Source organism: Mesorhizobium sp. M0618 (assembly GCF_040320765.1).
Classification (GTDB): domain Bacteria; phylum Pseudomonadota; class Alphaproteobacteria; order Rhizobiales; family Rhizobiaceae; genus Mesorhizobium.
In genome coordinates, this window is the sequence record NZ_JAMYQH010000021.1 from 17,349 (window position 1) to 44,013 (window position 26,665).

Annotated in this window: 27 protein-coding genes; 7 read left to right on the forward strand and 20 right to left on the reverse strand. The window is 62.8% G+C overall.

Going from position 1 to position 26,665, the window contains the following annotated elements:
* Positions 1-16: 16 nt before the first annotated feature.
* Both NKJ04_RS21525 and NKJ04_RS21530 read right to left on the reverse strand, forming a co-directional pair.
* Positions 17-601, reverse strand: a complete 585-nt coding sequence (locus tag NKJ04_RS21525) for a GDYXXLXY domain-containing protein (RefSeq protein ID WP_128304022.1) — start codon at positions 599-601, stop codon at positions 17-19.
* Positions 598-1,716 (reverse strand): DUF2157 domain-containing protein, encoded by a 1,119-nt coding sequence (locus tag NKJ04_RS21530; protein WP_352677340.1) that lies wholly within the window; start codon positions 1,714-1,716, stop codon positions 598-600. Before NKJ04_RS21530 ends, NKJ04_RS21525 begins: the two co-directional genes overlap by 4 nt.
* Before the next feature lie 237 nt (positions 1,717-1,953).
* Here NKJ04_RS21530 and NKJ04_RS21535 point away from each other — a divergent pair, with 237 nt between their 5' ends.
* The 5 genes from NKJ04_RS21535 to NKJ04_RS21555 all read left to right on the forward strand — a co-directional run bounded on the left by NKJ04_RS21535 (position 1,954) and on the right by NKJ04_RS21555 (position 4,938).
* Complete coding sequence (locus tag NKJ04_RS21535; protein ID WP_013531315.1) at positions 1,954-2,094, forward strand: DUF1127 domain-containing protein; 141 nt, start codon at positions 1,954-1,956, stop codon at positions 2,092-2,094.
* Positions 2,095-2,143: 49 nt separating this feature from the next.
* Positions 2,144-2,284, forward strand: a complete 141-nt coding sequence (locus NKJ04_RS21540) for a DUF1127 domain-containing protein (RefSeq protein WP_013531314.1) — start codon at positions 2,144-2,146, stop codon at positions 2,282-2,284.
* A gap of 555 nt (positions 2,285-2,839) precedes the next feature.
* Positions 2,840-4,258 (forward strand): methylenetetrahydrofolate--tRNA-(uracil(54)-C(5))-methyltransferase (FADH(2)-oxidizing) TrmFO, encoded by a 1,419-nt coding sequence (gene trmFO / locus NKJ04_RS21545; protein ID WP_352439910.1) that lies wholly within the window; start codon positions 2,840-2,842, stop codon positions 4,256-4,258.
* 73 nt (positions 4,259-4,331) lie between these two features.
* Entirely contained in the window at positions 4,332-4,622 is a 291-nt protein-coding gene (locus tag NKJ04_RS21550; protein ID WP_352552353.1) for a type II toxin-antitoxin system ParD family antitoxin, read from the forward strand.
* Positions 4,606-4,938, forward strand: a complete 333-nt coding sequence (locus NKJ04_RS21555; RefSeq protein ID WP_128304048.1) for a type II toxin-antitoxin system RelE/ParE family toxin — start codon at positions 4,606-4,608, stop codon at positions 4,936-4,938. Before NKJ04_RS21550 ends, NKJ04_RS21555 begins: the two co-directional genes overlap by 17 nt.
* 8 nt (positions 4,939-4,946) lie before the next feature.
* On the opposite strand, the gene NKJ04_RS21560 is transcribed toward NKJ04_RS21555, so the two are convergent.
* The 6 genes from NKJ04_RS21560 to yajC all read right to left on the reverse strand — a co-directional run bounded on the left by NKJ04_RS21560 (position 4,947) and on the right by yajC (position 10,612).
* The gene (locus tag NKJ04_RS21560) at positions 4,947-5,897 is read right to left on the reverse strand and encodes a sterol desaturase family protein (protein ID WP_206638039.1); all 951 of its coding nucleotides are present in this window, start codon (positions 5,895-5,897) and stop codon (positions 4,947-4,949) included.
* Positions 5,897-6,271 carry a hypothetical protein gene (locus NKJ04_RS21565; RefSeq protein WP_348629836.1) on the reverse strand — a complete coding sequence of 125 codons (375 nt, stop codon included), beginning with the start codon at positions 6,269-6,271 and terminating at the stop codon, positions 5,897-5,899. Before NKJ04_RS21565 ends, NKJ04_RS21560 begins: the two co-directional genes overlap by 1 nt.
* Positions 6,272-6,407: 136 nt before the next feature.
* Positions 6,408-7,250 (reverse strand): phytoene/squalene synthase family protein, encoded by an 843-nt coding sequence (locus NKJ04_RS21570; protein ID WP_352629417.1) that lies wholly within the window; start codon positions 7,248-7,250, stop codon positions 6,408-6,410.
* 1 nt (position 7,251) lies between these two features.
* Positions 7,252-7,644 carry an Mth938-like domain-containing protein gene (locus tag NKJ04_RS21575; RefSeq protein ID WP_352609625.1) on the reverse strand — a complete coding sequence of 131 codons (393 nt, stop codon included), beginning with the start codon at positions 7,642-7,644 and terminating at the stop codon, positions 7,252-7,254.
* Positions 7,645-7,672: 28 nt separating this feature from the next.
* Complete coding sequence (secDF, locus tag NKJ04_RS21580) at positions 7,673-10,222, reverse strand: protein translocase subunit SecDF (RefSeq protein ID WP_352609624.1); 2,550 nt, start codon at positions 10,220-10,222, stop codon at positions 7,673-7,675.
* A 51-nt stretch (positions 10,223-10,273) separates the two neighbouring features.
* Positions 10,274-10,612, reverse strand: coding sequence for a preprotein translocase subunit YajC (gene yajC / locus NKJ04_RS21585; protein WP_023812178.1), 339 nt, complete (start codon positions 10,610-10,612; stop codon positions 10,274-10,276).
* A gap of 275 nt (positions 10,613-10,887) precedes the next feature.
* On the opposite strand from yajC, the gene NKJ04_RS21590 reads away from it, so the two are divergent.
* Positions 10,888-11,763 (forward strand): ATP-binding protein, encoded by an 876-nt coding sequence (locus NKJ04_RS21590; protein ID WP_023812179.1) that lies wholly within the window; start codon positions 10,888-10,890, stop codon positions 11,761-11,763.
* Positions 11,764-11,802: 39 nt separating this feature from the next.
* Here NKJ04_RS21590 and NKJ04_RS21595 read toward each other — a convergent pair whose 3' ends face one another.
* Positions 11,803-12,621 carry an AraC family transcriptional regulator gene (locus tag NKJ04_RS21595; protein WP_023812180.1) on the reverse strand — a complete coding sequence of 273 codons (819 nt, stop codon included), beginning with the start codon at positions 12,619-12,621 and terminating at the stop codon, positions 11,803-11,805.
* 111 nt (positions 12,622-12,732) lie between these two features.
* On the opposite strand from NKJ04_RS21595, the gene NKJ04_RS21600 reads away from it, so the two are divergent.
* Positions 12,733-13,623, forward strand: a complete 891-nt coding sequence (locus NKJ04_RS21600) for an NAD-dependent epimerase/dehydratase family protein (protein ID WP_023812181.1) — start codon at positions 12,733-12,735, stop codon at positions 13,621-13,623.
* 133 nt (positions 13,624-13,756) lie between these two features.
* On the opposite strand, the gene NKJ04_RS21605 is transcribed toward NKJ04_RS21600, so the two are convergent.
* The 11 genes from NKJ04_RS21605 to NKJ04_RS21655 all read right to left on the reverse strand — a co-directional run bounded on the left by NKJ04_RS21605 (position 13,757) and on the right by NKJ04_RS21655 (position 26,597).
* Positions 13,757-15,268 (reverse strand): peptidoglycan DD-metalloendopeptidase family protein, encoded by a 1,512-nt coding sequence (locus NKJ04_RS21605; RefSeq protein WP_352677341.1) that lies wholly within the window; start codon positions 15,266-15,268, stop codon positions 13,757-13,759.
* 203 nt (positions 15,269-15,471) lie between these two features.
* Positions 15,472-16,131: a protein-L-isoaspartate(D-aspartate) O-methyltransferase gene (locus NKJ04_RS21610; RefSeq protein ID WP_023812183.1), complete on the reverse strand. Its 660-nt coding sequence runs from the start codon at positions 16,129-16,131 to the stop codon at positions 15,472-15,474.
* Positions 16,128-16,886: a 5'/3'-nucleotidase SurE gene (gene surE, locus NKJ04_RS21615; protein WP_023812184.1), complete on the reverse strand. Its 759-nt coding sequence runs from the start codon at positions 16,884-16,886 to the stop codon at positions 16,128-16,130. Before surE ends, NKJ04_RS21610 begins: the two co-directional genes overlap by 4 nt.
* Positions 16,871-18,190: a serine--tRNA ligase gene (gene serS / locus NKJ04_RS21620; protein WP_352677342.1), complete on the reverse strand. Its 1,320-nt coding sequence runs from the start codon at positions 18,188-18,190 to the stop codon at positions 16,871-16,873. The genes surE and serS overlap by 16 nt, the downstream gene beginning before the upstream one ends.
* Positions 18,191-18,387: 197 nt before the next feature.
* A complete protein-coding gene (gene tatC / locus NKJ04_RS21625; RefSeq protein WP_023812186.1) occupies positions 18,388-19,263 on the reverse strand; it encodes a twin-arginine translocase subunit TatC in 876 nt (291 codons plus the stop codon).
* Positions 19,260-20,042 (reverse strand): Sec-independent protein translocase protein TatB, encoded by a 783-nt coding sequence (tatB, locus tag NKJ04_RS21630; RefSeq protein WP_128304012.1) that lies wholly within the window; start codon positions 20,040-20,042, stop codon positions 19,260-19,262. The genes tatC and tatB overlap by 4 nt, the downstream gene beginning before the upstream one ends.
* A 29-nt stretch (positions 20,043-20,071) precedes the next feature.
* Positions 20,072-20,293, reverse strand: coding sequence for a twin-arginine translocase TatA/TatE family subunit (locus NKJ04_RS21635; protein WP_023812188.1), 222 nt, complete (start codon positions 20,291-20,293; stop codon positions 20,072-20,074).
* Between the two features lie 169 nt (positions 20,294-20,462).
* Positions 20,463-21,230 carry an SMC-Scp complex subunit ScpB gene (gene scpB, locus NKJ04_RS21640; protein WP_128304011.1) on the reverse strand — a complete coding sequence of 256 codons (768 nt, stop codon included), beginning with the start codon at positions 21,228-21,230 and terminating at the stop codon, positions 20,463-20,465.
* Entirely contained in the window at positions 21,227-22,027 is an 801-nt protein-coding gene (locus tag NKJ04_RS21645) for a segregation and condensation protein A (protein ID WP_050596706.1), read from the reverse strand. The genes scpB and NKJ04_RS21645 overlap by 4 nt, the downstream gene beginning before the upstream one ends.
* A 62-nt stretch (positions 22,028-22,089) precedes the next feature.
* Positions 22,090-23,109 carry a beta-N-acetylhexosaminidase gene (gene nagZ / locus NKJ04_RS21650; protein WP_128304010.1) on the reverse strand — a complete coding sequence of 340 codons (1,020 nt, stop codon included), beginning with the start codon at positions 23,107-23,109 and terminating at the stop codon, positions 22,090-22,092.
* Between the two features lie 131 nt (positions 23,110-23,240).
* The gene (locus NKJ04_RS21655; RefSeq protein WP_352677343.1) at positions 23,241-26,597 is read right to left on the reverse strand and encodes an SPOR domain-containing protein; all 3,357 of its coding nucleotides are present in this window, start codon (positions 26,595-26,597) and stop codon (positions 23,241-23,243) included.
* Positions 26,598-26,665: the final 68 nt, after the last annotated feature.

Consider the following 26,665-nt stretch of genomic DNA (forward strand, 5'->3'; position numbering starts at 1 on the left):
ACTGCAAATAAGGGACTTAGTAGAGTGGTTCCTCGAACAGCGTCTTGTCGCCGTCCACCAGCGCCTTGATCTGCGCGGTGCCGTCGCCGGCGAGCGCAAGACGGATGCCGAATGGCCGCACCCGCATGTCGTTCTGGATCGCCATCCCCTCGCCTTCCGGCAGATAGAAGCGTTCGATGCCATAGTCCGGCGCGATGGTCATCCCTTCGCCGCGAAGATCCCAGCCCTCGGCGATGTGGCCTAAAATATCGGCCTCGTCCGCAGCGGCCGGCTTCGGCGCCTTGCCGAACCAGGCTGTCGTCGGCTGCCAATAGCCGTCGGAGCCCTTCTTCAGGCGCACGACAATCGAGGTGTCGTCGCTGGAAAACTTGTCGGGCGGAATGTTGGCGATCATTTTCACCGGTATGCGCGAAATATCGTAGCCCAGGATAATATAATCGCCGCGCAGGAGGTCGCGCGGATCGACAGGTTCGATCTTCAGCAAGACTTCCTTGCCGTTGCGCAGGATGGCCGCGCGACCGGCGATGATCCAGCTCAGGAAGCCGATTTGAACGAGCGCCAGCACCAGTGCCGAGATGACAAGCCTTTTCCCGGTGATCATGCCGTGGCTCCTTTGGCATCTGGGCCCTTCATGCGTTTTTCCACGCGGATGATGACGATCGCAAGGATGCCGAGCAGCACCGCGGCGGCAAGGAAGAAGCCGGCTGTATCGAGCATCGATTGCAAGGTCACCACATAGATGATGGCGAGTTCGAAGGCGAAGCCGGCATAGGCAAGCCAGCGCAGCCCACGGCTCTCCCGTCCTGCCAGCACGATTGCGGCGACAATGCCGGCAAGCGCGATCACCGAAGCGAGGGCAAAACCGCTTTCGTAGGTGCTTTCATCGGCCAGTTCGAACTGGATCATTGCGAGGCCGGTGAGGAAGCCGAGCAATGCGTGCAAGGGCAAGCGGCCGCCGAGCTGCACGACCCGGTCGACCGGATCCGGCGCGAAGACCGAGGCCGCGAACAGCAGCGCCGAGACGACGACCAGCGGGATCGCCACCTGCAGCGTGTCGTGGTTGGTGACCAGCAGCACAAGATAGAACAGAACCGACAGGATGATCAGGTGGCGCGCCGCCTGGCTGCGGGTCCAGAACGAGACGGCAAACAGCACGATCGCCATGATCAAGAAGGCATGCGGAAATTCGCTGCGGCTGTAATAGTCGAAGCCTTTCAGGAACAGCCAGGCATCGGCGATGCCGACCGAAGCCATGGTCAACGGGTTCGAACGCATCGCCACTGCCGCCAGCGCCGTGCCGGCGCCCCAGGTGACCAGAGCCGAGGCCTCGTCGCCCGAGAGATGATACATCTGGCCGACCAGTGCGATCGAGCCGCCGAAAGCCGCAGCCGCCACGATCCAGAGCGCTTCCCCGATGGCCGCATGGTCGCGGGTCTTCAGCACCGCGCCGCCGACATAGCCGCCGAGGATGACGGCAAACAGTGCCGCCACGCGTGCCAGGCGCGGGATGGCGTCCCAGTTGGCGGCGACGAAAATCAGGATGGCGGCGCCGAACAGCAAAGCGGCCATCATTGCCAGGACAGAGCCGAAGCTGAGCGACTCGCGCGCGTTGGCCTCGACATTGCGCGAAAGCGAATCGGCTGTGGCGGCGTCAATCAGCCCGGCCTGCAGCCAACGCGCGATATCCGCCCTGACTCGCGACGAATACCCCGCCATGCTGTGTCTCCCCCACGTTTGGTCTTTTTTTCAGCCGATCCGGTCAAATCGTTGACGCGGCGGCATTTTCCGATTCGGGTTTCTTTGTGTCAGGTCCGTGAACGCCCGTTAATGCTGCATTGCACAATTTGCATTGCTGCCATGCAGCCATAGCGCTTTTAAATCGATATGGGTCCGCCTATTTATAGTTCGTACACAAACGGAATGATCCGCAAGAAAGACGAAACGAGAACTACCATGAACCTGATCCGCAACTACCGCAACTGGCGCCGCTACAGGGACACCGTGTCCGAGCTGAGCCGCCTGAGCAACCGTGAACTGACCGACCTCGGCATCAGCCGCAGCGACATTCCTTACGTCGCTCGCAAGGCGGTCTAATTCTTCGGACCGCGAATGGTCCGAACCAGTTTTGAAAAAGAGAACGACAATGAACCTGATCCGCAACTATCGTAACTGGCGCGTTTATCGCGAGACGGTTACCGAGCTGGGTCGCCTTTCCAACCGCCAGCTGCATGATCTCGGTATCGTCCGCGACGAAATCAAGATCATCGCCCGCCAGGCGATCTAGACAGAATTTCGCCAGGGTCGACCTCCTCCCCGACCTTGACGAATACGGTCACCCCTTACCTCCTCCCGAGGGTTGGCCACAAAAACGGCGCCCGCCGCACCTCCTCCCGCGGCGGGCGCTGTTTCCCCGGGGCAAATCAAATTTGCCCCAAAGGGTTTCGCCCCTTTCAAAATTAGCGAAAGAGATTTCGTCAAAGCCGACCTCCTCCCCGGCAATGACGAATAGGTCCGACCTTCACCTCCTCCCGAAGGTTGGCCACCAAAACGGCGCCCGCCGCACCTCCTCCCGCGGCGGGCGCTGTTTCCCGGCCCCAGAAGGGTTTCGCCCCTTTCAAAATTAGCGAAAGAGTTTTCGTCAAAGCCGACCTCCTCCCCGGCGATGACGAATATGGTCGGCCTTCACCTCCTCCCGAGGGTCGACCCCAAAAACGACACCCGCCGGACCTCCTCCCCCGGCGGGTGTTGTTGTTTTCTGGGGCGCTCCGATCAGCAGCTGTTTGCTCCGCACCGCGCACGGCAATTGCAATCGCCGCACCAAGCGATTATTCCGGCGTTCATGAGCAAAAACCCAATCCACATCATCGGCGGCGGCCTCGCCGGTTCCGAAGCCGCATGGCAGGCAGCCGAGGCCGGCGTGCCCGTCATCCTGCATGAAATGCGGCCCGTTCGCGGCACCGATGCGCACAAGACCGACAGCCTGGCCGAGCTGGTCTGTTCGAACTCCTTCCGCTCCGACGACGCCGACAACAATGCCGTCGGCCTGTTGCATGCCGAAATGCGGCTGGCCGGCTCGCTGATCATGAGCGCCGGCGACGCCAACCAGGTGCCTGCTGGCGGCGCGCTCGCGGTCGACCGCGACGGATTTGCCGACGCGGTGACGAAAAGGCTTGAAGCGCACCCGCTGATATCAATCCAGCGCGAGGAAGTGCCGGGCCTGCCGCCGGCGGATTGGGACCAGGCGATCATCGCCACGGGTCCATTGACCGCGCCCTCACTTGCCCAGTCGATCGCGGAAGCGACCGGCGCCGATGCGCTAGCCTTCTTCGACGCCATCGCGCCGATCGTCCACTTCGACACGATCGACATGGACATTTGCTGGTTCCAGTCGCGCTACGACAAGGTCGGGCCCGGCGGCACCGGTAAGGACTACATCAACTGCCCGATGGACAAGGACCAGTACCTTGCCTTCGTTCAGGCGCTGGTCGACGGCCAGAAAACCGAATTCAAGCAATGGGAAGGCACGCCCTATTTCGACGGCTGCCTGCCGATTGAGATCATGGCCGAACGCGGCGTCGAGACGCTCCGTTACGGCCCGATGAAGCCGATGGGGCTGACCAATGCACACAATCCGACGGTGAAGGCCTATGCCGTCGTCCAGCTGCGGCAGGACAATGCGCTGGGCACGCTCTATAACATGGTCGGCTTCCAGACCAAGCTGAAGCACGCCGAGCAGGTGCGCGTGTTCCGCACCATACCGGGTCTCGAAAACGCCGATTTCGCCCGCCTCGGCGGCCTGCACCGCAACACCTACATCAACTCGCCGACCTTGCTCGACGCTTCGCTGCAGCTGAAGTCGCGCCCCGGCCTGCGTTTTGCCGGCCAGATCACCGGCTGCGAGGGCTATGTCGAGAGTGCCGCGATCGGCCTGCTCGCCGGCCGTTTCGCCGCCGCGGAAAGGCTCGGCCATGCGCCGTCGCTGCCGCCGCTGACCACGGCCTTCGGCGCGCTGCTCAACCACATCACAGGCGGCCACATCGTTTCGGATGACGAGCCGGGAAAGCGCTCTTTCCAGCCGATGAATGTCAATTTCGGCCTGTTCCCGCCTGTGGAAGCGCCGAAGACCGAGGGCAAGCGCATGCGCGGCAAGGACAAGACCGTCGCCAAGCGGCATGCCATCACATCGCGCGCACGCGCCGATTGCCGGCAATGGCTGGGATTGGCGGCGCAAACGGAAACGGCCGAAGCTGCAGAGTAGCCAGCTTCCTCTCTGATTGGACCATAGGCGTCAAGTAGGATACTATCTCACTTCTTGCCTAAGAGAGACAGCCATGGAATCCGCCGAGAAACTATCGATCACCGTCACGCCCGCAATGGCGCGCATGATCCGCGAAAAGGTCGAAGATGGCTCCTTCGGATCGGCCAGCGAAGTCATCCGTGCAGCCCTTCGCGCCTTCCAGCGCGAAGAGGAAGAGCATGCCGAGCGCATGGCGTCGATCAGAGCCCGGGTGAAGGCGTCGATCGAGGATACAAGGCCGGGCCATTCGGGAGAAGAGGTTCGCACTCACCTCCGGGGACTCTTCGCCCAGTATTCGAGCCGTGCCGATGATTCGGCGGCTTGAGGTCGAGTATCGTGAAGATGCCAGAAATGATCTGGCCAACATTTTCAGACATATAGTCGAAGCCAATGGAAGTCCTGACGTCGCGCTGAAGTTCGTTCTGCGCATCGAAGACCGGTGCCAGAGCATCGGCAACGCGCCTCGCGGCGGTCGTTCCCGCGACGACATCCTGCCAGGATTGCGAACAGTTCCGTTCGAGCACTCTGCAGTCATCGCTTACATCATCGACGATAACTTCGTCCGCATCGTCAACATCTTCCATGGCGGTCGCGACTATGAAACGCTGATGCGCGAGGGCGGGTCGAGCGAACCATCCTGAGGCGATGGTTATTCGGCTGGCTCGACACCAGCCGCCGGCAACCCCGGCTTGCCCGCCTCATCAGGATTTCGCCTGACATAGGCTGCTTTCAATGTCTCGGAAGTTTCGCGCGAGCCGTCATGGCTCCAGCCCGGCGGCTTGATCAGATAGTTCAGGCGGTCGCTCAACGTCAGACCGGGCGCAAAGGCATCCCTGAACATGCCGATCCATTCATGGAACGCCACTTTCAGCGGATTGAAGGTGCCGAGATTCCTGACGATGCCGTAGCGCGGCCGGTCTTCTTCCAGTTCTCCGACGAAGGTGCCGAACACGCGATCCCAGATGATCAGCGTGCCGGCATAGTTGGCGTCGAGGTAGCGCGGATTGGTGGCGTGATGGACGCGGTGGTGTGACGGCGTGTTGAAGACGAACTCGAACCAGCTCCACATCTTGCCGATCGTCTCGGTGTGGATCCAGAACTGCCAGACAAGGTTGAAGCCGAAGGTGAAGGCAATCACCGCCGGGTGGAAGCCGAGCAGCACCAGCGGCGCCTGCAAAACGAACATGAAGGTGAACAGACCGGTCCAGCTTTGCCTGAGCGCCGTCGACAGATTGTAGTGCTGGCTGGAATGGTGGTTTACGTGTTCGGCCCACACCCAGCGCACCCGGTGCGCGATGCGATGATAGACGTAGTAGCGCAGATCATCGAGCAGGAAGGCGGCCAGGAACACCCAGACCGACAGGCCGAGATTGAAGACGCGGAATTGCCACAGCCACAGCAGTGCCCAGTAGGACACGACGCCAAGCAGCAGCCCGGCAACGACATTGCCGGTGCCCATCATCAGGCTGGTCAAGGTGTCGCGCGTCTCGAACGAATCCCTGGCGCGGCCGGTGCGCACCAACCAAAGCTCGATCAGGATCGCGACCACGAAGAACGGGATGGCCAGTTGGGTGACTTGCGGGAAATTGTAGCTGTCCATCACGCGGCCTGCCCAGTGGAATTTGAACCTTGCGGCTCAAGCGCTTTCAGCACGCCCTGTGCATCCGTTGAGCTGGCAAAGCGGAAGCGGCCGCCCTTCCAGGTGAAATCGGCGAGCCGCAGCGAAACCGTGTTCGCATCTCCGGCGTTCAAAACCGCGACATTCTGAGGCGAGACGATGCGGGTCAAAAAGCGATCGCCGATGCTGTGAACGATGCCGATGCGCCCTCGCCCGATATCCAGAAACGCCGTCTTGGCATCCGCTGTCAGGCGGACCACCGTCGCGATCTCGTCGGGAAAATCCTCAGTGAATCGGCTCACTGCGCGATCGACACTGCTGAGCGTCGCCGTCTTGCTGCCGCCGGTGAAATGCACCGCCGCAACCGACAGCGCGATGCCGAAGGTAACGATCGCTACCAATATGGGTAAGCTCATTCATCTCCTCCGGGCCGGCCTGTTGTCTTCAGCAACAGTTTGGCGCGGGGACGTCTTAACATGATTGACGTTTACGTCAAAGCGCAGGCCAGCCCTTGCTCGCGCGACGCAGCAGCAGCCAATGCCGGCGCAAGGCCGACAGCCGCGCCACGCCTTCGAGCGGCGAACCATTCTCCATCTTGCCGAGATAGGCACGTGACAGGGCGAGCGGCAGGAATGCCGGACGCAGCGATACAGGCAGAGCCGGAGCGCCTCGCTCGAAGGCGGAAAGATGTTCCCGTGCCAGCGCCATCATCGCCGCCACCGCGCGTTTGGCGCCGGGTCCGCCATCACCGGCAACGAACTCCTGCGGCGAAGAGCCGGCCGCTGCAAGGATATCGGCCGGGACAAAACACTGTCCGCGCCGGCGATGCAGCGGCAACAGCAGCAGCAGGCCGGTCATCGCCTGCGCACAGCCTGCCCTGCCCGCCAGATCGGCAAAGCGCGGCGCCTCGACGGGATCGAGCACCATCGCCGCAAGCTGGATGAGTGCTGCGGCCGTCTCGCCGCAATAGCCTTCCAGATCGATGCGCGACGGCATCGGGTCGTCGTAGAGGTCGAAGATGCGCGCATCGAGCATGTTCTCGAAGGCCGGCTCCGGGAGGCCGAACGTCGCTATCGTGGCGTTCAAGGCTTCGGCAGTGGGATGGCCGGCGCCGGCCTCGCCGCCGGCGGCAATGACATCGCGCCACCATTGCAGCCTCACCTCGCCCGGCAACGCTTCATGGATGCGATCGCGGATGCCTGCGATCTCGGCATTGAAGGCGTAGAGCGAAAACAGCGCGTCGCGCTTGTCGTCGGGCGCGTAGAGCGCGGTCAGATAGCGATCATGGTCGGCGACGCGCACCGCGTCCATGACGATTTTGGCATTCTGGGACATCTCAGTCGACAGCGATGAGCGCGGCGGCCACGGCGCGCTCTTCCGCCAGAAGGACATTGTAGGTCCGTACCGCGGCACCGGTCGACATCGGGTCGGACGCAATTCCGGCCGCCTTCAGCGCGGCCCGCAGTGCGGCGGGCAATGGCCTGAGTTCCCTGCCCATGCCGACCAGCAGGATCTCGACCCTGTCGGCTTCTGCCAGCAGCTTGTCGAAATCCGCCACCGTCAGCGCCAGAGGATCCGCCGGCTCCCAGCCATGGATGCCGGATGGCAGGCAGAGCAGCGAGCCGCGATGCGACATGTCGGCAAAGCGGAACCCGCCATTGCCGTAGGCTTCGATCGGCGCGCGGCCCGGAAAATGCGCCTCGCGGATGACGATGCCTTTGCTGGTCATCGTTCTGTCATCCCTTCGGGGCGGCGCGTCAGGTCGCGACCGCCTTGCCGCCATTGACCGGCTTCTCCTCGTCGGCAGTTGCCTGCGGCCGCAACTTGAACAGGATCAGCAGCGGTGCGGCGATAAAGATCGAGGAATAGGTGCCGAAGACGACGCCGAACAGCATGGCCATGGTGAACGAGCGGATCACCTCGCCGCCGAACAGCACCAGCGCCAGCAGCGCCAGGATCGTCGTCACCGATGTCAGTGTCGTCCTCGACAGAGTCTCGTTGATGGCGTTGTTCAACAGTTGCGGCAGCGGCATCCGCTTGTATTTTCGCAGATCCTCGCGAACACGGTCATAGACCACGATCGTGTCATTCAGCGAATAGCCGATGATGGTCAGGATCGCCGCCAGTGACGACTGGTTGAACTCCAGCCCGGTGATGACGAAGAAGCCAAGTGTCATGACCACATCGTGCACCGTCGCCACGATGGCGCCGACCGCGAACTGCCATTCGAAGCGGAACCAGACATAGACCAGGATGCCGAGCAGCGCGATCAGCATGGCGATGGTGCCTTGCTTGGCGAGTTCTCCGGAGACTGTCGGTCCCACCACTTCCACGCGGCGGAAGTCATAATTGTCCTGCAGTTCGCCGCGCACCTTGTCGATGACGGTCTGCTCGGCATTCTCGCCGCCATCCTGCGAGCCGACGCGGATCAGCACGTCGTTCGGATCGCCGAACTGCTGCACCTGGACTTCGCCGATGTTGAGTTCGGTCAGCCGCGCGCGGATATCGGCGATGTCGGCGTTGCCGGTCTTGGCCTTCACCTCGATCAGCGAGCCGCCCTTGAAGTCGATGCCGTAATTGATGTCGACGGTCATGAACAGCACGACCGAGAGCACCGAAAGGATGCTCGACAGCGCGAAGGTCCAGCGGCGGATGCCCATGAAGGGGATCTTCGTGCCGGGCGGAATGAACGTCACCGGCGCCTTCGGCAACTCCTTCGGGCGGGCCCGGCGCAGCCAGATCGAGACCAGCAGACGGGTGAAGGTGAAGGCGGTGAAGACCGTGGTCAGGATGCCGATGGCGAAGGTGATGGCAAAGCCCTTCACCGGCCCGGTACCGAGATAGAACAGCACCACCGTTGCGATCAGCGAGGTGACGTTGGAATCGACGATGGTCGCCAGCGCCTTGGTGAAACCGGTATCGATCGCCTGGATCACCGAGCGGCCGTTTCGTCGCTCCTCGCGGATACGTTCGTAGATCAGCACGTTGGAATCGACCGCCATGCCGATGGTCAGCACGATGCCGGCGATACCAGGCAAGGTCAGCGTCGCGCCGAGCAGCGACAACAGTCCGACGATCATCGCCACGTGCACCGCCAGCGCGATGTTGGCGAGGAAGCCGAGGAAGCCGTAGGCCACGAACATGAAGGCAACGACGAGGATCGAGCCGATGATTCCGGCCACCTTGCCGGCATGGATCGAATCCTGGCCGAGACCCGGACCAACGGTACGCTCTTCGATCACCGTCAGCGTCGCGGGCAAGGCGCCGGCGCGCAGCAGCACGGCGAGGTCGTTGGCGCTCTGGGCGGTGAAATTGCCGGAAATCTGGCCGGTACCGCCAAGGATCGGCTCACGAATCTGCGGCGCCGAGATCACCTGATTGTCGAGGATGATGGCGAACAGCTTGCCGACATTCTGTGAGGTCGCCTGGCCGAAACGCGCGGCACCCTTCGAATCGAAGCGGAACGAAACCACCGGCTCGTTGTTCTGCGAATTGTATGTCGCCTGCGCATCGACGAGGTTTTCGCCCGAGACGATGACGCGATTTTCGATCAGATACGGAACCGGCGGATCGTCCTGCGAGTACAGCACCGACGAGCCGGCGGGCGGGCGGGCGTTCAGCGCGTCCTGCACCGGCATCGACTGGTCGACCATCTGGAAGGTCAGCTTGGCGGTCTGGCCGAGGATTTCCTTCAGCCTTTGCGGATCCTGAAGACCCGGCACCTGGACGAGGATACGGTCGTCGCCTTGCCGCTGCACGATAGGTTCGGTCGTGCCGAGTTCGTTGACGCGGCGCTCGACCACCTCGATCGACTGCGTCAGCGCCGTCGATGTGCGATATTTGATGCCGGCGTCGGTGACGTTGAACTTGAGCAGGCCGGGCTCGGAATCGTCCAGCGTCATTTCCTGGATGGAGCCGCCGGTGAACAGGCCGGCAGCGACCGGATCGGTCAGCGTCTTCAGTGCTGCCTTGGCGGCATCGAGTTGAGCGGGATCGGTGATGCGGACCTGCAAGGTCCGCCCCGTGCCGGCAAGGCCGGTATAGCCGATCTTGGCGTCGCGCAGCAGTGTGCGGATTTCGTCGCGCGTCGTCTCCAGCCGGTCCTTGATCAGATCGTTCTGATTCATCTCCAGCAGGATGTGCGAACCGCCCTGCAGATCGAGGCCGAGCGTCATCTGCCGCTTCGGCACCCAGTCGGGAAGCTTGGCCAAGGTGCTTGCGGGGATGAGATTGGGCGCGGCGAGGATCACTGTGATGGCCACGGCCACCCAGATCAGGATCATCTTGAAGCGCGAAAAATACAGCATATGGCGTCGTCCGTCAGAGCGTGTCCGCGGATCGCTCCGCCTAAAATTCGGTTATTTCTTGGCATTCTGGTTCGCCACCGGCTCGCCCTTGACGCGCACATCGGCGATCGTGGAACGCAGCGCCGTCACCTTCATGCCACCGCCGAGGTCGATCTCGAGCTCGTTGTCGTCGATCACCTTGGTCACCTTGCCGACGAAGCCGCCGCCGGTGACGACCGTGTCGCCGCGACGGACCGCGGCCAGCATCTCGCCGCGCTTCTTCAGCTGCGTGCGCTGCGGCCTGATGATCAGAAAATACATGATCACGAAAATCAGGACAAACGGCAAAATGCTGATGAACATGTCTGGAGAAGCGCCGACGCCTTGGGCGTATGCCGGTGTCACGAACATCGAGGTACTCCTGAATTTTGAAAACAGCCGCCAATCTGGCGGCCCCTTGAAATTTGGCCGGAATATAGTCGGTAAAGTTGTCAATGCAACTGCGCGGCCGCCCAAATCGGCTGCTTTTCCGGCCTGTTGAGCCGTGTTAGAGCAGGATCGCGAAAAGCGCGAGCCAGTTTTTGGAAAAGATCACGCTCGAACAAAAGGTTGCAGCCGGTTTTGTATCAGACGGAATCGGCCAGCTTCACGCCCCCACACGTCAAAACGCGAAACAAAAGACAGCCATGACCGACAGCAGCATTGAAGCCCTGAACCAGAAACTCGACCGGCTGATCGAAGCGGTGAGCCGTCTTGCCCCGCCGCCGGTACCCCAAACCGACATCGGCGCGGCCGATTGCTTCGTCTGGCAGGCCGATCCGGGCTATCTGGAACCGGTGCGCAGGGTTAACCGCGTCGACATCGGCCTGATCCGTGGCGTCGACCGCGTCCGCGACATCCTTGTCGACAACACCGAACGCTTCGCTGGCGGCTATCCGGCCAACAACGTATTGTTGTGGGGCGCGCGCGGCATGGGCAAATCGTCGCTGGTCAAGGCCGTGCATGCCCAGATCAACGCCAGGACCAAGTCCGACCTGCCGTTGAAGCTGATCGAAATCCACCGCGAGGACATCGACACGCTGCCGAAGCTGATGGGATTGCTCAAGGCGGCGCCCTTCCGCTTCATCCTGTTTTGCGACGACCTCTCCTTCGACCACGACGACACCTCCTACAAATCGCTCAAGGCAGCGCTCGAAGGCGGCGTCGAGGGCCGCCCCGCCAATGTCATCTTCTATGCCACCTCGAACCGCCGGCATCTTTTGCCCCGCGACATGATCGACAACGAGCGCTCGACCGCCATCAACCCGTCCGAGGCGGTCGAGGAAAAAGTGTCGCTGTCCGACCGGTTCGGGCTGTGGCTCGGCTTCCACAAATGTTCGCAGGACGAGTATCTCGACATGATCGACGGCTATGTCAGGCACCATGGCCTTGTCGTGGATCCCGAGCAACTGCGCGCCGAAGCACTGGAATGGGCGACCACCCGCGGCAGCCGCTCAGGTCGCGTCGCCTGGCAGTTCACCCAGGACCTGGCTGGCCGGCTCGGCAAGCCACTGAGGGACTGATACGTTGGGTGGCGTCGCCAACGCCATCCAATGACAAGATCATTTGGGCTGCGACCGCCGCAAGTCACGCGGCGTTTGGCCGATCTCACGACGCATCCAATGCGCCAGGTGTGACTGGTGCGCAAAGCCCGTCAATTCCGCAACCTCGCTTGTGCTGAGATCCCCGCGCCGGAGCAGGACGCGTGCGCGTTCGACCCGGCGTCGCAACACGTACCGGTGCAGGGTGAAGCCTGTCGCCGCCTTGAACCAAGCCCGCAAGTGCGAGCTGCTCGCCCCGGCAACTCGGCTCAGTCGGAGGATCGAAAGGGGCTCGTGCAGGCCAGCCTCAATATGCTCCAACACACGCTTGAGCTGGGCATCTGACAACCGGTTTCTTCGGTCGACATCGAGATTGTCAAGACCGAGCAGCCTCACCGCAAGAGCTGCGCCAATGCTGTCGGCAAACAAAGGTCCACTCGGTGAGTTTGCGTTGACATCGCTCTCGAGTGCTCGGGCGAGATGTTGGATGCGCTGATCACGAAGCAGGTGACGTGTGTCGAGCGGCAATGCGCGCGCCTTGCCGCCAAGCTCAGCCGCCACCCTTTCCATCAGGGCTGGTTGTAACGCGATCTCGATCGTGTCGAACGGGGTTTCAGTCTCGAAACCGCCCTCTTGGCCAGCGGGCACCAGGTCAATATCGCCGGCGCGCCTCACGAAATATCGACCAACCTCATTGCAGTAGGAACGCGTCGCCGCGCTTGCATGCACCATGATGCGATGATGGGCCGCTTTGGAGAGACGATGGACGCCCGCTTCGATATGCCAGAAGGCCATTGTGACGTCGGGCGGAAATCGAGCCGGAACAGACTGCGAATGCATGCTTTCTCACTTCATGGCAAAACCTGTCCAAGAATTGGCAATTTCCGCGCGATTTTCAATGCCGGGGACATGTACCTACGCCTCTCCATAGAGTTTGGACGAGAGGTTGCCATGGGTTTTTATGTAGTTGTCGGAGCAGGCCCGGTCGGGCACGAGACCGCGCGCCTTCTGGGAGAAGAAGGACATGATGTCGTTCTCACGAGCCGGAGTGTCGGCTCAAACGGGTTGCGGAACGTCCGGGCGGTGCAGGCCGATGCCACCGATGGCGTTGAACTGGCGCGTATCTGCCGAAACGCCGACGCCGTTTTCATGTGTGCCATGGCCGCCTATCACCGGTGGCCGACCGACTTTTTCCCAATCATCGACGGCACCGTGCGGGCCGCGGAAGCGGTCGGCGCGAAGCTTGTGATACTCGGAAACCTCTATGGCTATGGCGAACATGCCGATAGTCCGCTTCACTCCGACCTGTCTCTGGATCCGACTTCGAAGAAAGGAACCGCCCGGACGATCATGTGGCAGCGCGCGGTCCGTGCGGACGTGCCGGCAGTCGAAGTGCGGTCCAGCGATTATCTTGGACATGGCGCGATCAGCTCTTTCTCACTGGTCGCGCTGCCCTCCATAATCGAGGGGAGGCCGACTGCTTTCATTGGAAACCTCGACGCGACTCATGCCTGGTCCTTCACGAAGGACGTGGCCAGGACACTGGTCGCCGCTTCCCGCTACACGGGCGAATGGGGACGAGCATTCCATGTTCCATCGCAACACGCCTCACCCCGGGAACTCATCCTAACGACGGCGGCAATGCTTCACCGTGAAATTCCAGAGACACGTTCCTATTCCATCCCCGAAATGGAGGCATCGGGCATGCATGAGCTCATCGAAATGAGCTACCTCTTCGACAATCCCTTGCTGGTCGATTCCTCCGACGCGGAGACGCTTCTCGGCATCAAGGCCAGCAGCCTTGGCGTCATGATCGCCGACACCCTGCGTGATCATCTTTGAAGCTTGAAGACTGGCGCGTCGCGTTGAAGCTGAAAAAGCCCGCTCCTTTCGGAACGGGCTGAGCCGGCGGGCCGGACTGGAGGTCAGACGGCCCGCAAAATTGCTTTTTTTCTTCTATTCGAGATAGCCTCGACTATTCGAGATAGCCGGACGGATCGACCGGGGCGGAGTTCTTGCGCACTTCGAAGTGCAGCTTCGGCGAGTCCGTCGTGCCGCTCATGCCCGACAGCGCGATTTCCTGGCCGCGCTTGACCTTCTGGCCGCGCTGGACCTCGATCGAGCTGGCGTGGCCGTAGACGGTGACCAGGCCATTCTCGTGGCGCACCAGCACCGTGTTACCGAATTCCTTGAGGCCGTCGCCGGCATAGATGACGACACCGTTTTCGGCTGCCTTGACCGGTGTGCCAGAGGGTACGGCGATGTCAACGCCGTCTTTGCCGGAGCCGAAACCGGAAATCACGCGGCCGCGCACCGGCCAGCGCATCTTGCCGATGCCGGTGGCGTCTGGCGCGACGGCGTCGTCGGCCTCGGCCTGCTGGATGACCTTCGAATCCTTCTTCGGCGGCGTGTAGGACGCCAGCGTTTCCGACGGCGTGGTCTTTGCCGCGGGCTGCGTCGTGGCCGTCGTCACCGGATCGACCTTGGCCGGCTTGGCGGCGGCGACGATCGCGGTTCCACCGGCAGGCACCTTCAGGGTCTGGCCGATCTTGAGCAAGCCATCCTGCATGCCGTTGGCCTGCTTGATGGCAACGACACCGACACCGGTCTTCCTGGCAATCGAGGAAAGCGTGTCGCCCGACTGAACCGTATAGGTGCCAGCTGCATTGGTCGCCTTGGCCGCAGCTACCTGCGGCTTGGGCTCCTTGGGCTGGCTCGCGGCGGCCGACGTGTCGACCGGAGCGGCGGACTTGCCCTCCCTAGGCTTCGGCTGCTGCGGCAGGACGGCCACCTTGTCGGGCGCGGTGGCCGGCAGGTTGTGCTTGGTGTCTTTCGCCGGCTTGGCATCCGCGAGCTTCGGCTCGCTCTTGCTCGAATAGGCGTAGGCCGGGATGACCAGCTTCTGGCCGGTCTTCAGCCCCTTGGTCGCGCTCAACCCGTTGACCTTCATGATCACGGCGGACGGCACCTTGTAGCGCTGCGCCAGGCCGCCGATCGTTTCGCCGTCCCTGACGACGATCTCGGTTGCATGCGGAGTGCCGGAAGCAGCCACGCGGGGTTCGTCAGGTTGCGAAACCTTGAAAGGCGACGCCACTGGGGCGACGGTGCCGGTCGTGGTCCTGTCGACATGCGGTGCCGGGGCCAATGCGGTGCGTACCGGCTTCGACACCGGCGCCACTTCGGAAGCCTGGGCAACCGGCGGCGGCAGCGGCCGCGTCGAGACCGGATCGAGGCTGGAGCGGCTGACCGACTGTGTATGGCTGCCATCGATCGGAGCGGCGGCGACATCGCCCGGATAGGGCTGCTGTACGGCATCCTGCTTGTTGATGATGGCGCGCTGATTGTTGGTCGAGGATGTAAAGACATCGTCGACGCCATTGAACCGCGAAACTTGGGAACTGCACCCCGCAGCGGCACCCGCGACCATCAGTATGGCGCAGCCTCGCGCCAGATTGCGACCGTTTGTCTTCAAAACACTGAGTTGCATCGCACTAACCCGCACATACCCGGTACAAACTAGGCATGATTAAAGCGCGTTAATGTTACTCGACGGTTAACCCCATGGAATCCGACGCAATTTTTCTTAAAATATTAGAGAGCGAGCCCAGGGGAGATTTTCAGGTCATGCCGGCCGGGGTCGAAGACGGCGCGCGCACCCGACGCGGCGCGGCCTGAACATCGACATACGCGCTAGATGACAGCGGCGACACCGCGCAGGATCGGCTGCAGGCGAACGAGGCCGATGTCTTCACGCTCGAAGCGGCTGCCGACCTTGGTCAGCTTGGCCAGCACCTGTTCGCCCTCTTCGGGGCCGATCGGAGCGATGACGATACCGCCGCTCGACAACTGGTCGAGCAGGAAGCGCGGCAGGCTGTCGAAGGCAGCCCAGGCGACGATACGGTCAAATGGCCCTTCATTCGGCAGCCCGCCGGAACCATCGGCGTGGCGCACGATCACATTGCCGATGCCGAGCGCCTCGAAGCGCTGCCGCGCCTGCTCGGCGAGCGTCTTGTAGCGATCGGTGGTGATGACCCGCGCCGCCAGCCGCGACATCACCGCCGAAGTGTAGCCCGAGCCGGTGCCGATCTCGAGCACGCGGTTGCCCTGCTCGATAGCGAGCGCCGCGATCACCGCCGCCTGCATGTCGGCACCTTCGATCGCCTCGCCGCATTCGATCGGCAGCATACGGTCCGACCAGGCGATCTGATGGAACTGGGCCGCCAGGAAGCCGCGCCGCGGCGTCGCCTCGAAGGCCGCGATCAGCGCCTTCGGCACAGTCCCCCGGCCGCGCAGGCGCAGCAGAAAGGCAGCAAAACCTTCGCGGTCATCGATCGGGAGGCCTTGGTTCATGCAAGCGCCTTGCTCAATTGGTCACGGATTTCATGCGCGGTCAGGTCGAGCTGCAGCGGCGTCACCGACACCAGCCTGTTGCGCAACGCGTAGAGATCGGTGCCTTGCTTGCCCTCGACCGGCTCGCCGCCGAAGCGCAGCCAGTAGTAAGGCAGGCCGCGCCCGTCGCGGCGCTCGTCGACCCACAGGGAGTGCACGAGCTTGCCTTGCGTGGTGACCACCGTGCCCGCGACCTCTTCGGGCGTGCAGTTGGGAAAATTGACGTTGAGCAGCACGCCGTCCGGCAACGGCGTCGCGACAAGTTTCTTCAGCAGCGCCGGCGCCAGCACTTCTGTCGTCTCGTAGGGCACGACGCGATCTTCGCCGACATAGCTGTAGCCCTGGCTGAGCGCGATCGAGCGGATGCCGAGCAGCGCACCCTCCATGGCGCCGGCGACGGTGCCGGAATAGGTGACATCGTCGGCGATGTTGGCGCCCGAATTGATGCCGGACAGGATCAGGTCGGGTGCGCCAGGCAGGATCTTCTTGACGCCCATGATGACGCAATCCGTCGGCGTGCCGCGCACGGCAAAATGCTTCTCGCCAATCTTGCGCAGCCGCAGCGGCTCCGAGATCGACAGCGAATGCGCATAGCCGGACTGGTCCTGCTCGGGCGCCACCACCCAGACATCGTCGGACAGCGTACGTGCGACGCGTTCGAGCGACGCCAGTCCCTCGGCATGAATGCCGTCGTCATTGGTCAGGAGAATGCGCATTGTTTCGCTTCGATCTTTTCCAGACCGCCCATGTAAGGCCGCAGCACTTCAGGAATGGTTACGCTGCCATCTTCATTCTGGTAGTTTTCGATGACAGCGATGAGCGCGCGGCCAACGGCTGTGCCCGAGCCGTTGAGCGTGTGCACGAAGCGGTTGCCCTTGCCGTCCCTGTCCTTGTAGCGCGCGTCCATGCGGCGCGCCTGGAAATCGCCGCACACCGAGCAGGACGAGATCTCGCGATAGGCGTTCTGGCCGGGCAGCCAGACCTCGATGTCGTAGGTCTTGCGCGCACCAAACCCCATGTCACCGGTGCACAGCGTCATGGTGCGGAACGGCAGGCCGAGCCGCTTCAGCACTTCCTCGGCGCATTGCGTCATCCGCTCGAGCTCGGCAAGCGACGATTCCTGATCGGTGATCGACACCAGCTCGACCTTGTAGAACTGATGCTGGCGCAGCATGCCGCGCGTGTCGCGCCCGGCCGAACCCGCTTCCGAACGGAAGCACGGCGTCAGCGCGGTGTAGCGCAGCGGCAGTTTTTCATGCGCGGTGATTTCTTCACGCACAAGGTTGGTGAGTGGGACCTCGGCGGTCGGGATCAGGCCAAGCCTGCCCTCCCCGTGCGGCGTGAAGAACAGATCTTCCTCGAACTTAGGCAATTGGTTGGTGCCGAACAGAACATCGTCCTTGACCATCAACGGCGGGATGACTTCTTCGTAGCCGTGTTCGGTCGTATGCAGGTCCAGCATGAACTGGCCGAGCGCACGTTCCATCCGGGCCAGTCCGCTTTTCAGCACCGTAAAGCGCGAGCCCGACAGCTTTGCCGCGCGCTCGAAATCCATCATGCCGAGCGCTTCGCCGATCTCAAAGTGCTCCTTCACCCAGTTCGGCCGCGTCGGCACCTTGCCGACGAGGTGCTTGACGACATTGTCGTGCTCGTCCTTGCCGACAGGCACGTCGTCGAACGGCACGTTGGGAAGCACTGCCAGCGCATCGGTCAGCGCCTTGTCGAGCTCGCGTTCGCGCGCCTCGCCGTTCTGGATGAAGACCTTGATCTCGCCGACTTCGGCTTTCAGCTTTTCGGCCAAGGCGGCATCGCCCGAACGCATGGCGTTACCGATCTCCTTCGACGCGGCATTGCGGCGCTCCTGCTTGGTCTGCAGTTCGGTAACGTGCTCGCGCCGCGCCTCGTCCGAGGCGATCAGTCCGTCGACCATGGACTGCGCCTCACCGGCCGACCACGAGCGCTTCACCAGCGCCTCGACAAGGGCCTTCGGGTTGTCGCGAATCCATTTGATGTCAAGCATGGTTTGAACGCTCCTGGGTAGCATGTCGCCCAAAAGTGCACAGCGATTTTGGGACAACGATATGCTCAAAACAAAACTGAAACGCATCGCTTTGAGCGCGATGCGTTTCAGCCAGAGGGCGTAAACCGCATCCGAGATCGATGCAAGATGGGCGGGGCGACGACTATGTTTTTCCGCCGCTGCAGCCGCTCTGTTGCCTATGAGGAGGCAGGTGCCGGGGGCTCGTCCGGTGCTTTGTCCGCCACCTCGTCCGCCGCATCCTGCTTCTCGCGTGCCACGCGCTGCTTTTCCCGATCGCGCTCGATCAGCCGGGCAGCCCAGATGGACACCTCGTAGAGAAGGATGGTCGGGATGGCCAGGCCGATCTGACTCATCGGATCGGGCGGCGTCAGTATCGCCGCGACGACGAAGGCAATGACGATCGCCCATTTGCGCTTCTCGGCCAGTCCCTTGGACGACAGCATGCCGACCCGTGTCATCAGGCTGGTCACCACCGGCAGCTGGAACACCAGGCCGAAGGAAAAGATCAGCGTCATGATCAGGCTGAGATATTCCGACACTTTCGGCAGCAGCGAAATCTGCACCTGATCGTCGGTGCCGGCCTGCTGCATGGCGAGGAAGAACCACATCACCATCGGCGTGAAGAAGAAATAGACCAGCGACGCACCCATCAGGAACAGGATCGGCGACGCGATCAGGAACGGCAGGAAGGCATTCCGCTCGTTCTTGTACAGGCCGGGCGCGATGAACTTGTAGATCTGCGTGGCAATCAGCGGAAAGGCGATCACCATGCCGCCGAACATGGCGAGCTTGACCTGAGTGAAGAAGAATTCCTGCGGCGCCGTGTAGATCAGCTCGACCTTGTGCGGATCGAGCCCTGCCCATTGCGTCGCCCATTTGAACGGCACGACCAGGAGGTTGAACAGTTTCTTGGCGAAGAAGAAACAGACCAGGAAGGCAACGAAGAAGCCGCCCAGCGACCAGATCAGCCGCCGGCGCAACTCGATCAGATGCTCCATCAGCGGCGCCGACGATTTCTCGATCTCGTCCTTTTCGGTGTCCGAAACGCTCACTTGGCGGCTCCAGCCGTCTTCTTGGCCACCGGCTTCTTCACCGCTGCAAGCTTCGGTTCGGCTTTCGCCCCCGTCTTGGTCGCTACAGTCTTGGCCGCGATAGCCTTGGCCGCAGCGGGCGTCTTGGCCCTGAGCGTTTCAGGCTGTGCCGTCGTCACGGCCTTCGCCGGCGTCTTGGACGCAGACGCTGCCTTCGCGGCAACCTTTGCACCATTTGCCGAAGCTTTTGCAGCCGGCGTCGCTTTTGCCGGTGCAGGCTTGGTTAGTTTCTTCGCCGCGGATGCCTTCGGCGCCACGACAGGTGCCGCCGGTACTGACGTCGTCACCACCGATTCGTCGGTCATCGCCGGGAAAATCGGCGCTGCTGGCGCTGCTTCCGGTCCGTTGACGCCAGGCATGGTCGTTGCACCGTTCTTCAACGGCTCGGCCGCCTGCGGGGTCGAAGCGACAGAGCTTGCCGGATCGGCCGGCTTCGGCTTCATCGCCGCATCGACGCCGGAGCGAACATCGGCCGCGGCCTGTTCGAACGGATTGAGCTGCTTCCTGATCTCGGCCATCGGGCTGAGACCCCTGAGCTCGTCGACTGACTTCTTGACGTCGTCGAGCTCGGCTTCCTTCAGCGCCTCGTTGAACTGTTTCTGGAAATCGGACGCCATGGCGCGCAGCTTCGCCGTCGTGCGGCCGAAGGTGCGCAGCATATTGGGCAAATCCTTGGGTCCGACGACCACGATCATGACGATCGCGATGACCAGCATTTCGGTCCAGCCGACTTCAAACATGGCACTCTGTTCCGACTAGAACCTTTGGCTCAGCTCTTGCTGGCTTTTTCCTTCGCGGCCGCAACGGTCTCGTCGGCACGGTGTTCGACGGTGCGCTTGTCTTCGGCAACCTCGTCGTCGGCCATGCCCTTCTTGAAGCTCTTGATGCCCTTGGCCATATCGCCCATCAGCTCGGGAATCTTGCCGCGGCCAAACACCAAAAGCACGATCACCAGCACGATCAGCCAATGCCAAATCGAAAATGAACCCATAGCAAATCTCTCTCGAATGTTTTCCCTGGCGATGATCTATGCGTTTTCGCGTTGGGATTCAAACACAACTGCGACAGAGTTTATGAAAGGGTGACGGATGTCACGCATTTTCGACGGGAACGCCCGCTACGAATCCGCGCATCCTCATCAAGTTCGCCGCCAATGCCAGTCAATCTTCCGTGACGCGCGGCGTCAGCAGGCCGAGTTCCTCGAGATCGATATCGGTCAGCGCATCCTCGTCGTCGGTCAATGCGTCGGGATCGGCCGGCGGCTGCGGAATGGAGAAATTCGACGGCATGCGGCCCGAAAGCAGTCCGGCCCCCTTCAGTTCCTCCATGCCAGGAAGATCGCGAATCTCTTCCAGCGCGAAATGGTCGAGGAAGGTCTCCGTCGTGCCGTAGGTCACAGGGCGTCCGGGCGTCTTTCGCCGGCCGCGCATGCGCACCCATTCCGTTTCCAGCAGCGTGTCGAGCGTACCTTTTGAGGTCTCCACGCCCCTGATGTCCTCGATCTCGGCACGCGTCACCGGCTGGTGATAGGCAATGATCGCCAGCACTTCGAGAGCCGCGCGGGAGAGCTTCCTTTGCTGGACGGTATCGCGGCTCATCAGGAAAGCCAGGTCGCCGGCGGTGCGGAACGCCCAGGCGTCGCCCACACGCACCAGATTGACGCCGCGCCGCGCATAGATCTGCTGCAGCTCGGCCATGGCCAGGGCAATGTTGATGCCGTCAGGGAGGCGGGCCGCAAGCTGCTTTTCGCTGACGGGTTCAGCGCTGGCGAACACGATCGCCTCGGCCATGCGCACGGCCTCGGCCAGATGCAGCCGTTCGGCCGGGTTCTGTAGCTGCTGCTCGGCCGGATCCTGGGAAAGCAACTCCTCTTCGGGTTCATCGCCGACCTTGAACGGGACAACCGAAGCGTTGAAGCGTTCGCTCATGATGCCACCTCGACTGCCTTGATTGCCTGCGTGCGGCCGCGCAGGTAGATCGGCGCGAACGTCTGATCCTGCCGCACGTCCATCGTGCCGTCGCGCACCAGCTCCAGCGTGGCCGCAAACGAACTGGCGATCGCCGTGCGCCGCTCCTCGGGACTGGTCATGTATGCGATCAGAAAACTCTCCAGCGCCGTCCAGTCGCTTGCAGCCCCGACCAGGCGGGTCAGGATGTCGCGCGCGTCCTTGAGCGACCAGACACCGCGCCTGGCGATGGTCACATTGTTGATCGCCTGCTTCTGGCGCTGCTGGGCATAGGCGGTCAAGAGATCGTAGAGCGAGGCCGAATATGCGTTACGCTTTTCGACGATGACCATTTCCGGCATGCCGCGCGCAAACACGTCTCGGCCGAGCCGGTTGCGGTTGACCAGACGCGCCGAGGCGTCGCGCATGGCTTCCAGCCGCTTCAGGCGGAACTGCAGCACCGCCGCCAGTTCCTCGCCGCTTTCGCCCTCGTCGCCGGGCTGCTTGGGGATCAGGAGCTTGGACTTGAGGAAGGCCAGCCACGCCGCCATCACCAGATAGTCGGCGGCAAGCTCCAGCCTGAGCGCCCTCGCCGTCTCGACAAAGGTCAGATATTGCTCGACCAGCGCCAGGATCGAAATGCGAGCCAGATCGACCTTCTGGGTGCGGGCAAGATGCAGCAGAAGATCGAGCGGACCTTCGAAGCCGGCCACGTCGACGACCAGCGACGGGTCGCCGGTAACGCGTGAATCGTCATTCTCGGCCCACAGACGGTCCATCGGTGCGGCCTTCGCGGCCTTGCTTTCCAATGTTTCCGCCACTGCCTGTCGCTTTCCCTTTGCTATGCCACCGCATCGAAGTAGGTGGCGAATTCGGCACGTATTTCGGTTTCTTCAACCGTGTCACGGTTCTTTATATAGGTCAGCGCCCGCTTTGCGCGCTCCAGCGACGTGCCCTCAAGCCCCATGGTGCGCGATGCGATGCCGGCCATCTCCTCAAAAACGCCGTTGCAGTGAAGGACCAGATCGCAGCCCGCCGCAAGGATCGAGGCCGCCTTTGTCGGGAAATCCCCAGAAAGTGCCTTCATCGAGGTGTCGTCGCTCATCAGCAGTCCGTCGAAGCCGATTTCGCGCCGGATGATCTCGTCGATGACCTTGCCGGAGGTGGTCGCCGGATTGTTGGGGTCGATCGCGCTGTAGACGACATGGGCTGTCATCGCCATCGGCAGATGGCTAAGCTCCTTGAACGGGGCGAAATCATGCCGCTGCAGATCGCTGAGCGAGGCATTGACCACCGGCAGTTCGAAATGCGTGTCGGCAAAGGCACGTCCATGACCCGGAATATGCTTCATGACCGGCAGCACGCCGCCCGACATCAGCCCTTCCGCGGCTGCGCGGCCGAGCTCGATCACCGGTCGCGGATCCTTGCCATAGGCCCGCGCGCCGATGACATCGCTGGCGCCTTCGATCGGCACATCGAGCACCGGCAGGCAATCGGCTGTGATGCCGTAGCGCAGCAGGTCGAAGGCATGCAGCCGCGCCATCAGCCAGGCCGCTCGGGCGCCGGCATCATGATCGTCGCGCCACAGCGCGCCGAGCGCGCCGCCGGCGGGATAGTTCGGTGCCAGCGGCGGTCGCAAGCGCTGCACACGGCCGCCTTCCTGATCGATGAACACCAGCGCGTCCGGACGCCCTAGGCAGTCCCGCATCTCGGCGACCAGATCGCGGATCTGTTCGGTCTCGCCAATGTTGCGCGCAAACAGGATGAAGGCCCACGGGCATTCATTGCGATAGAAATTGATTTCTTCGCGGGTAAGCGATTTCCCGGCACAGCCGAGGATCATGGATTTTGATTCGGTCATGTCGGCAGTTTAGGGCTTTGTGCGATCAAAGGGAATCGCCAGGGATTCATCCGGGACAATGCCGGATCTGCTTTCCCCATGAAAAAGCCGGCGCGGTGGACCGCGCCGGCTTTTGATGGTTGGCTCCGGCTTTAGCGCGAGACGAAGCAGTTGCCGCCGGCGGCCTTGTAACTGGTGCACAAATTGATCGCGTCATTGCGTGACTGGGCCGGAACGCGCACGCGGTAGAACGTGCCTTTGCCGGCGATCTCGGCCTTGACGATGTTGGCGGTACGCCCGGCAAGCACGCTGCCATAGCGGCGCTGCAGATCCTGATAGCTGGACTGGGCGCTTTCGACGGTCGGCTGCGAGGCGATCTGCATCGACCACGAGCCACCGCCGGCCGCGGTCGATGCCGGATCTATGGACGCAACCTGATCGGGCTTGACCTCGCCGACAACATCGACCGGCTGGTCGGACGGACGCTGCGGCGCGAGCGGAACCTTTGCCGGCGTGTTCGCCGATTGGGCCTCGGCTTTCGGCTTGGCGACCGGCTTGAGGGCCGGCTCGTCGTCCGCCTGGGCGGCGGCAGGCGCCACGGTGCCGGTCTGGTCCGCATCGGCTTGCGCCGCCGGGGCGACATGCTGCGGCGCCGGATCGACCGGCTCGGTAGCGGCCATTTGCGGAGCGGCGGGCGCTGCCGGATCTTCACGCGGCACCAGCGAACCGTCCGACTTGACCACCATGGTCCTCACCTTGCGCGGCGCAACGGCGACGACATCGGCATTGGTGCCCTTGTCGGCATCCTGCAGCACCTGCGCGATGCGATCCTCGGACTTGGGCGCCGGCGCAGTGCTATCGGCAGAAGCGTTGTCGGCCGAAGCGGCGCCGGACATCGGCGCGGCATTGCCGACATCGGTTCCAGCGGCGGCTGCATTCTGGTCCGGCGAAAGATCGATGGCGCGGGCCGGGTCCTTCGCCTGCACGTCAACCGGCTCTTCGACGTTGGTGACCAGCTTTTCCTGGACCGGCTCGGCTGGCTTTGCGCCCCTGACCGCGTCGTAGACCTTGTTGTCCTGGTTGGGCACCACGGCGCCGCCCGGATTCTCCGGCTTAACCTTGATCGGCGCGTTGTCGGCCTTGACGATGACAGGCGCTTCGCTGCCGCCCTTGCCGCCAAAGGACAGCGCAAAGGCACCGAGACCGCCCGCGACGGCGACCGCGCCGACAATCGCGGCGATGAACAGGCCGCGTCCGCGCGACGGCCTCGCGGCCTCACGCTCGCCGAGCCCCGGGACAGCCATAGCCTCGTCGAGTTCGGGATCGTAGTCGAGTTCATCGACGGTGAAATCATCGGCTTGGGAAACCGGCTGGCTCCCTGGCAGACTGTCAAGGTCGAAACCAGAGGCGTCGGCATAACCCGTGGGCGCCGCCGCGCGGGCGGACATGTCCATCGGCCGCGCGGCATAGGTCCGCGCTTCCGGCTCATAGCCCGGCTTGATCCCATCATAGCCCGGCTTGACCCCGTCATATGCCGGCTTGAGGCTGTCATAGCCCGGCTTGAAGCCCGCGGCATAGGAGTCATCATCGTAAGACGCGCCGGCCAAATTGCCTGTGGGAGCGGCAGCGACCTCCACCGCGTTCATCTCGGAGAGAAGGCTGGAGAACTCCGCATCGAGATCGTCGTAGCCAGGCGACGCTGGCTGGTCTTCCTCGAAGTGCAGTTCGGGAATATCGAGATCGTCCGCCAGCGCGACGACACGCTCGGGTACATCGACCGTTTCGACGTCGGGCATGTCTTCGTAATGCGCCGGCTGGCGCGATTGCGGCGCCGATACCGGGGCAGCGGGAGCCACGGCCTCGACCGGCTCGGACGAACGGTAGGATGTCATGGCGGCGACTGCCGGCCCGGCGGCCACGGATGCCACCGAAGCGGCCGGCTGAGCACCAAACGCAGGCTGAGCGCTGAATGACGGCTGCTGCGGAACCGGCGTCACGCGGCTCCACGAACGCGGCGGCTCTGCCGGTTGGGAACGCTCCGCAAGCCAATCGAGAGAATCCGCCGAATTGTCCCGGTCAGCGGCTTCGTCACGCGGATCAAGATCCTTGGGCAAAGCCGCGTCGAACGCATCATCGTCGAAATCGACATCGCCAACCGTGTTCCAGGTCGTATCCTGGAGTTCATCAAGCATAAGGTCGTCAATATCCGCATCGGCCGCTTGGGCCGTGCCAACATGCCGGTCCTGCTCAGGCGCGGGTCCGTCAAGATCCCAGTCGAGGTCGCCGACAAGGTCGGCCGGCTCCTCGGTGGTCTCGGCAACAGGCGGCAGGGCGGCGACAGCCGGCTGAGCCGTGACGGGCTCACTGTCCACCGGCACTGTGCGCGCCGTCATGGCACCCAGCAGCGCATTTAACTCGTCTTCCAGGCTCCGCTCGTCCGCGGTCGGGGCATGCGCCGCGGCTGCGATGTAGGCTTCCGGCGCCGCCGGCTGGGCGGCAACGGCGGCAACCTCTGTGACCGGCTCTTCGACCGTTTCGGCAAACGCGTCGTCCAAATTCAGGTCAAAAGCATCGTCCGGCACGCCCTCAGGGCTGGGAAGCTCGCCCTTCGCATCAGCGACATCGGCAAACGCATCATGCGTTGGCGGCTCGTCGAAGGCATTCGGCTCATCCGCGCGAACGTCGAAATCCATGTCGACATCAGCCATGGCGTCGTCGAAATGGCCGGCAAAGCTCTCATCGGAGATTGCATGGCCGTCACGCGCCGCCGCCTGCTCCGGCATGGGATACTCGACGGGCTCGGCGGCCACGAATGACTGTTCGGTCGCCGAATGGCCGTCGAGCATCAGCTCGTCTTCAAGCGAGACTGCCACCGCATCGTCGAATTCGTCATCTGAGGCAACTGGCTCGACAGAAGCGTGCGTGTCGGCAACGGCGTATTGGGCCTCTTCGGCTTCCTCATCGATCCGGAGGTCCTGGTCGAGCGAAGTGGCAAGCTCGTCCGCCATCGACTGATCGTCCTCGAAGGGGGAGACGTCCTCAAGCGAACCGGCGACGGCATCGTCAAAATCAGACGCGAAAGCCGGCTCGACGGACGGCGCGGCTTCAGCTGCGACCGCATGGCTGGTGCCGGCGACGTGGCCGTCGATCTCAGCCATGTCCAGTTGGAAATCGTCGTCGAGCGACACCGAAAGCTCGTCGTCCATCGCGCTGGCGTCAGCCGCTTGGAATGCCGGCTCATGCTCGAAGGTCGGCTCATGAGCCTGGACAACCGGAGCGGCGTCGCTGTCGTCAGCGCCGAACTCGCCCATCATTTCTTTCTCGAGATCGATATCGAAATCGCCCTCTTCGAGCCCGCGATCGGCGGCTGGGGCCTGCGGCTGGGCGGGCGATTGCGGCCTGACCGGCTGGCGCGGGTCGAATCCCATGATCCTGGTCAGTTCCGCGAACGGATCATCGTCAGCGATGTCGTTGTTGTCGGCTACTCTCAGCTGGGTTCTGTCTGCCATTATTGTTCCCGAACTCGCACTCATTCGGACGCCATGGACGTCGCGTAGGGTTGGCCCTTACCAGCGCA

What these genes read in the sequence shown, in the direction of transcription:
- NKJ04_RS21525 (WP_128304022.1), bottom strand. Translation starts at nt 601, where the DNA reads ATGATCACCGGGAAAAGGCTTGTCATCTCGGCACTGGTGCTGGCGCTC.
- NKJ04_RS21530 (WP_352677340.1), bottom strand. Translation starts at nt 1,716, where the DNA reads ATGGCGGGGTATTCGTCGCGAGTCAGGGCGGATATCGCGCGTTGGCTG.
- NKJ04_RS21535 (WP_013531315.1), top strand. Translation starts at nt 1,954, where the DNA reads ATGAACCTGATCCGCAACTACCGCAACTGGCGCCGCTACAGGGACACC.
- NKJ04_RS21540 (WP_013531314.1), top strand. Translation starts at nt 2,144, where the DNA reads ATGAACCTGATCCGCAACTATCGTAACTGGCGCGTTTATCGCGAGACG.
- trmFO (WP_352439910.1), top strand. Translation starts at nt 2,840, where the DNA reads ATGAGCAAAAACCCAATCCACATCATCGGCGGCGGCCTCGCCGGTTCC.
- NKJ04_RS21550 (WP_352552353.1), top strand. Translation starts at nt 4,332, where the DNA reads ATGGAATCCGCCGAGAAACTATCGATCACCGTCACGCCCGCAATGGCG.
- NKJ04_RS21555 (WP_128304048.1), top strand. Translation starts at nt 4,606, where the DNA reads ATGATTCGGCGGCTTGAGGTCGAGTATCGTGAAGATGCCAGAAATGAT.
- NKJ04_RS21560 (WP_206638039.1), bottom strand. Translation starts at nt 5,897, where the DNA reads ATGGACAGCTACAATTTCCCGCAAGTCACCCAACTGGCCATCCCGTTC.
- NKJ04_RS21570 (WP_352629417.1), bottom strand. Translation starts at nt 7,250, where the DNA reads ATGTCCCAGAATGCCAAAATCGTCATGGACGCGGTGCGCGTCGCCGAC.
- NKJ04_RS21575 (WP_352609625.1), bottom strand. Translation starts at nt 7,644, where the DNA reads ATGACCAGCAAAGGCATCGTCATCCGCGAGGCGCATTTTCCGGGCCGC.
- secDF (WP_352609624.1), bottom strand. Translation starts at nt 10,222, where the DNA reads ATGCTGTATTTTTCGCGCTTCAAGATGATCCTGATCTGGGTGGCCGTG.
- yajC (WP_023812178.1), bottom strand. Translation starts at nt 10,612, where the DNA reads ATGTTCGTGACACCGGCATACGCCCAAGGCGTCGGCGCTTCTCCAGAC.
- NKJ04_RS21590 (WP_023812179.1), top strand. Translation starts at nt 10,888, where the DNA reads ATGACCGACAGCAGCATTGAAGCCCTGAACCAGAAACTCGACCGGCTG.
- NKJ04_RS21595 (WP_023812180.1), bottom strand. Translation starts at nt 12,621, where the DNA reads ATGCATTCGCAGTCTGTTCCGGCTCGATTTCCGCCCGACGTCACAATG.
- NKJ04_RS21600 (WP_023812181.1), top strand. Translation starts at nt 12,733, where the DNA reads ATGGGTTTTTATGTAGTTGTCGGAGCAGGCCCGGTCGGGCACGAGACC.
- NKJ04_RS21605 (WP_352677341.1), bottom strand. Translation starts at nt 15,268, where the DNA reads ATGCAACTCAGTGTTTTGAAGACAAACGGTCGCAATCTGGCGCGAGGC.
- NKJ04_RS21610 (WP_023812183.1), bottom strand. Translation starts at nt 16,131, where the DNA reads ATGAACCAAGGCCTCCCGATCGATGACCGCGAAGGTTTTGCTGCCTTT.
- surE (WP_023812184.1), bottom strand. Translation starts at nt 16,886, where the DNA reads ATGCGCATTCTCCTGACCAATGACGACGGCATTCATGCCGAGGGACTG.
- serS (WP_352677342.1), bottom strand. Translation starts at nt 18,190, where the DNA reads ATGCTTGACATCAAATGGATTCGCGACAACCCGAAGGCCCTTGTCGAG.
- tatB (WP_128304012.1), bottom strand. Translation starts at nt 20,042, where the DNA reads ATGTTTGAAGTCGGCTGGACCGAAATGCTGGTCATCGCGATCGTCATG.
- NKJ04_RS21635 (WP_023812188.1), bottom strand. Translation starts at nt 20,293, where the DNA reads ATGGGTTCATTTTCGATTTGGCATTGGCTGATCGTGCTGGTGATCGTG.
- scpB (WP_128304011.1), bottom strand. Translation starts at nt 21,230, where the DNA reads ATGAGCGAACGCTTCAACGCTTCGGTTGTCCCGTTCAAGGTCGGCGAT.
- NKJ04_RS21645 (WP_050596706.1), bottom strand. Translation starts at nt 22,027, where the DNA reads ATGGACCGTCTGTGGGCCGAGAATGACGATTCACGCGTTACCGGCGAC.
- nagZ (WP_128304010.1), bottom strand. Translation starts at nt 23,109, where the DNA reads ATGACCGAATCAAAATCCATGATCCTCGGCTGTGCCGGGAAATCGCTT.
- NKJ04_RS21655 (WP_352677343.1), bottom strand. Translation starts at nt 26,597, where the DNA reads ATGGCAGACAGAACCCAGCTGAGAGTAGCCGACAACAACGACATCGCT.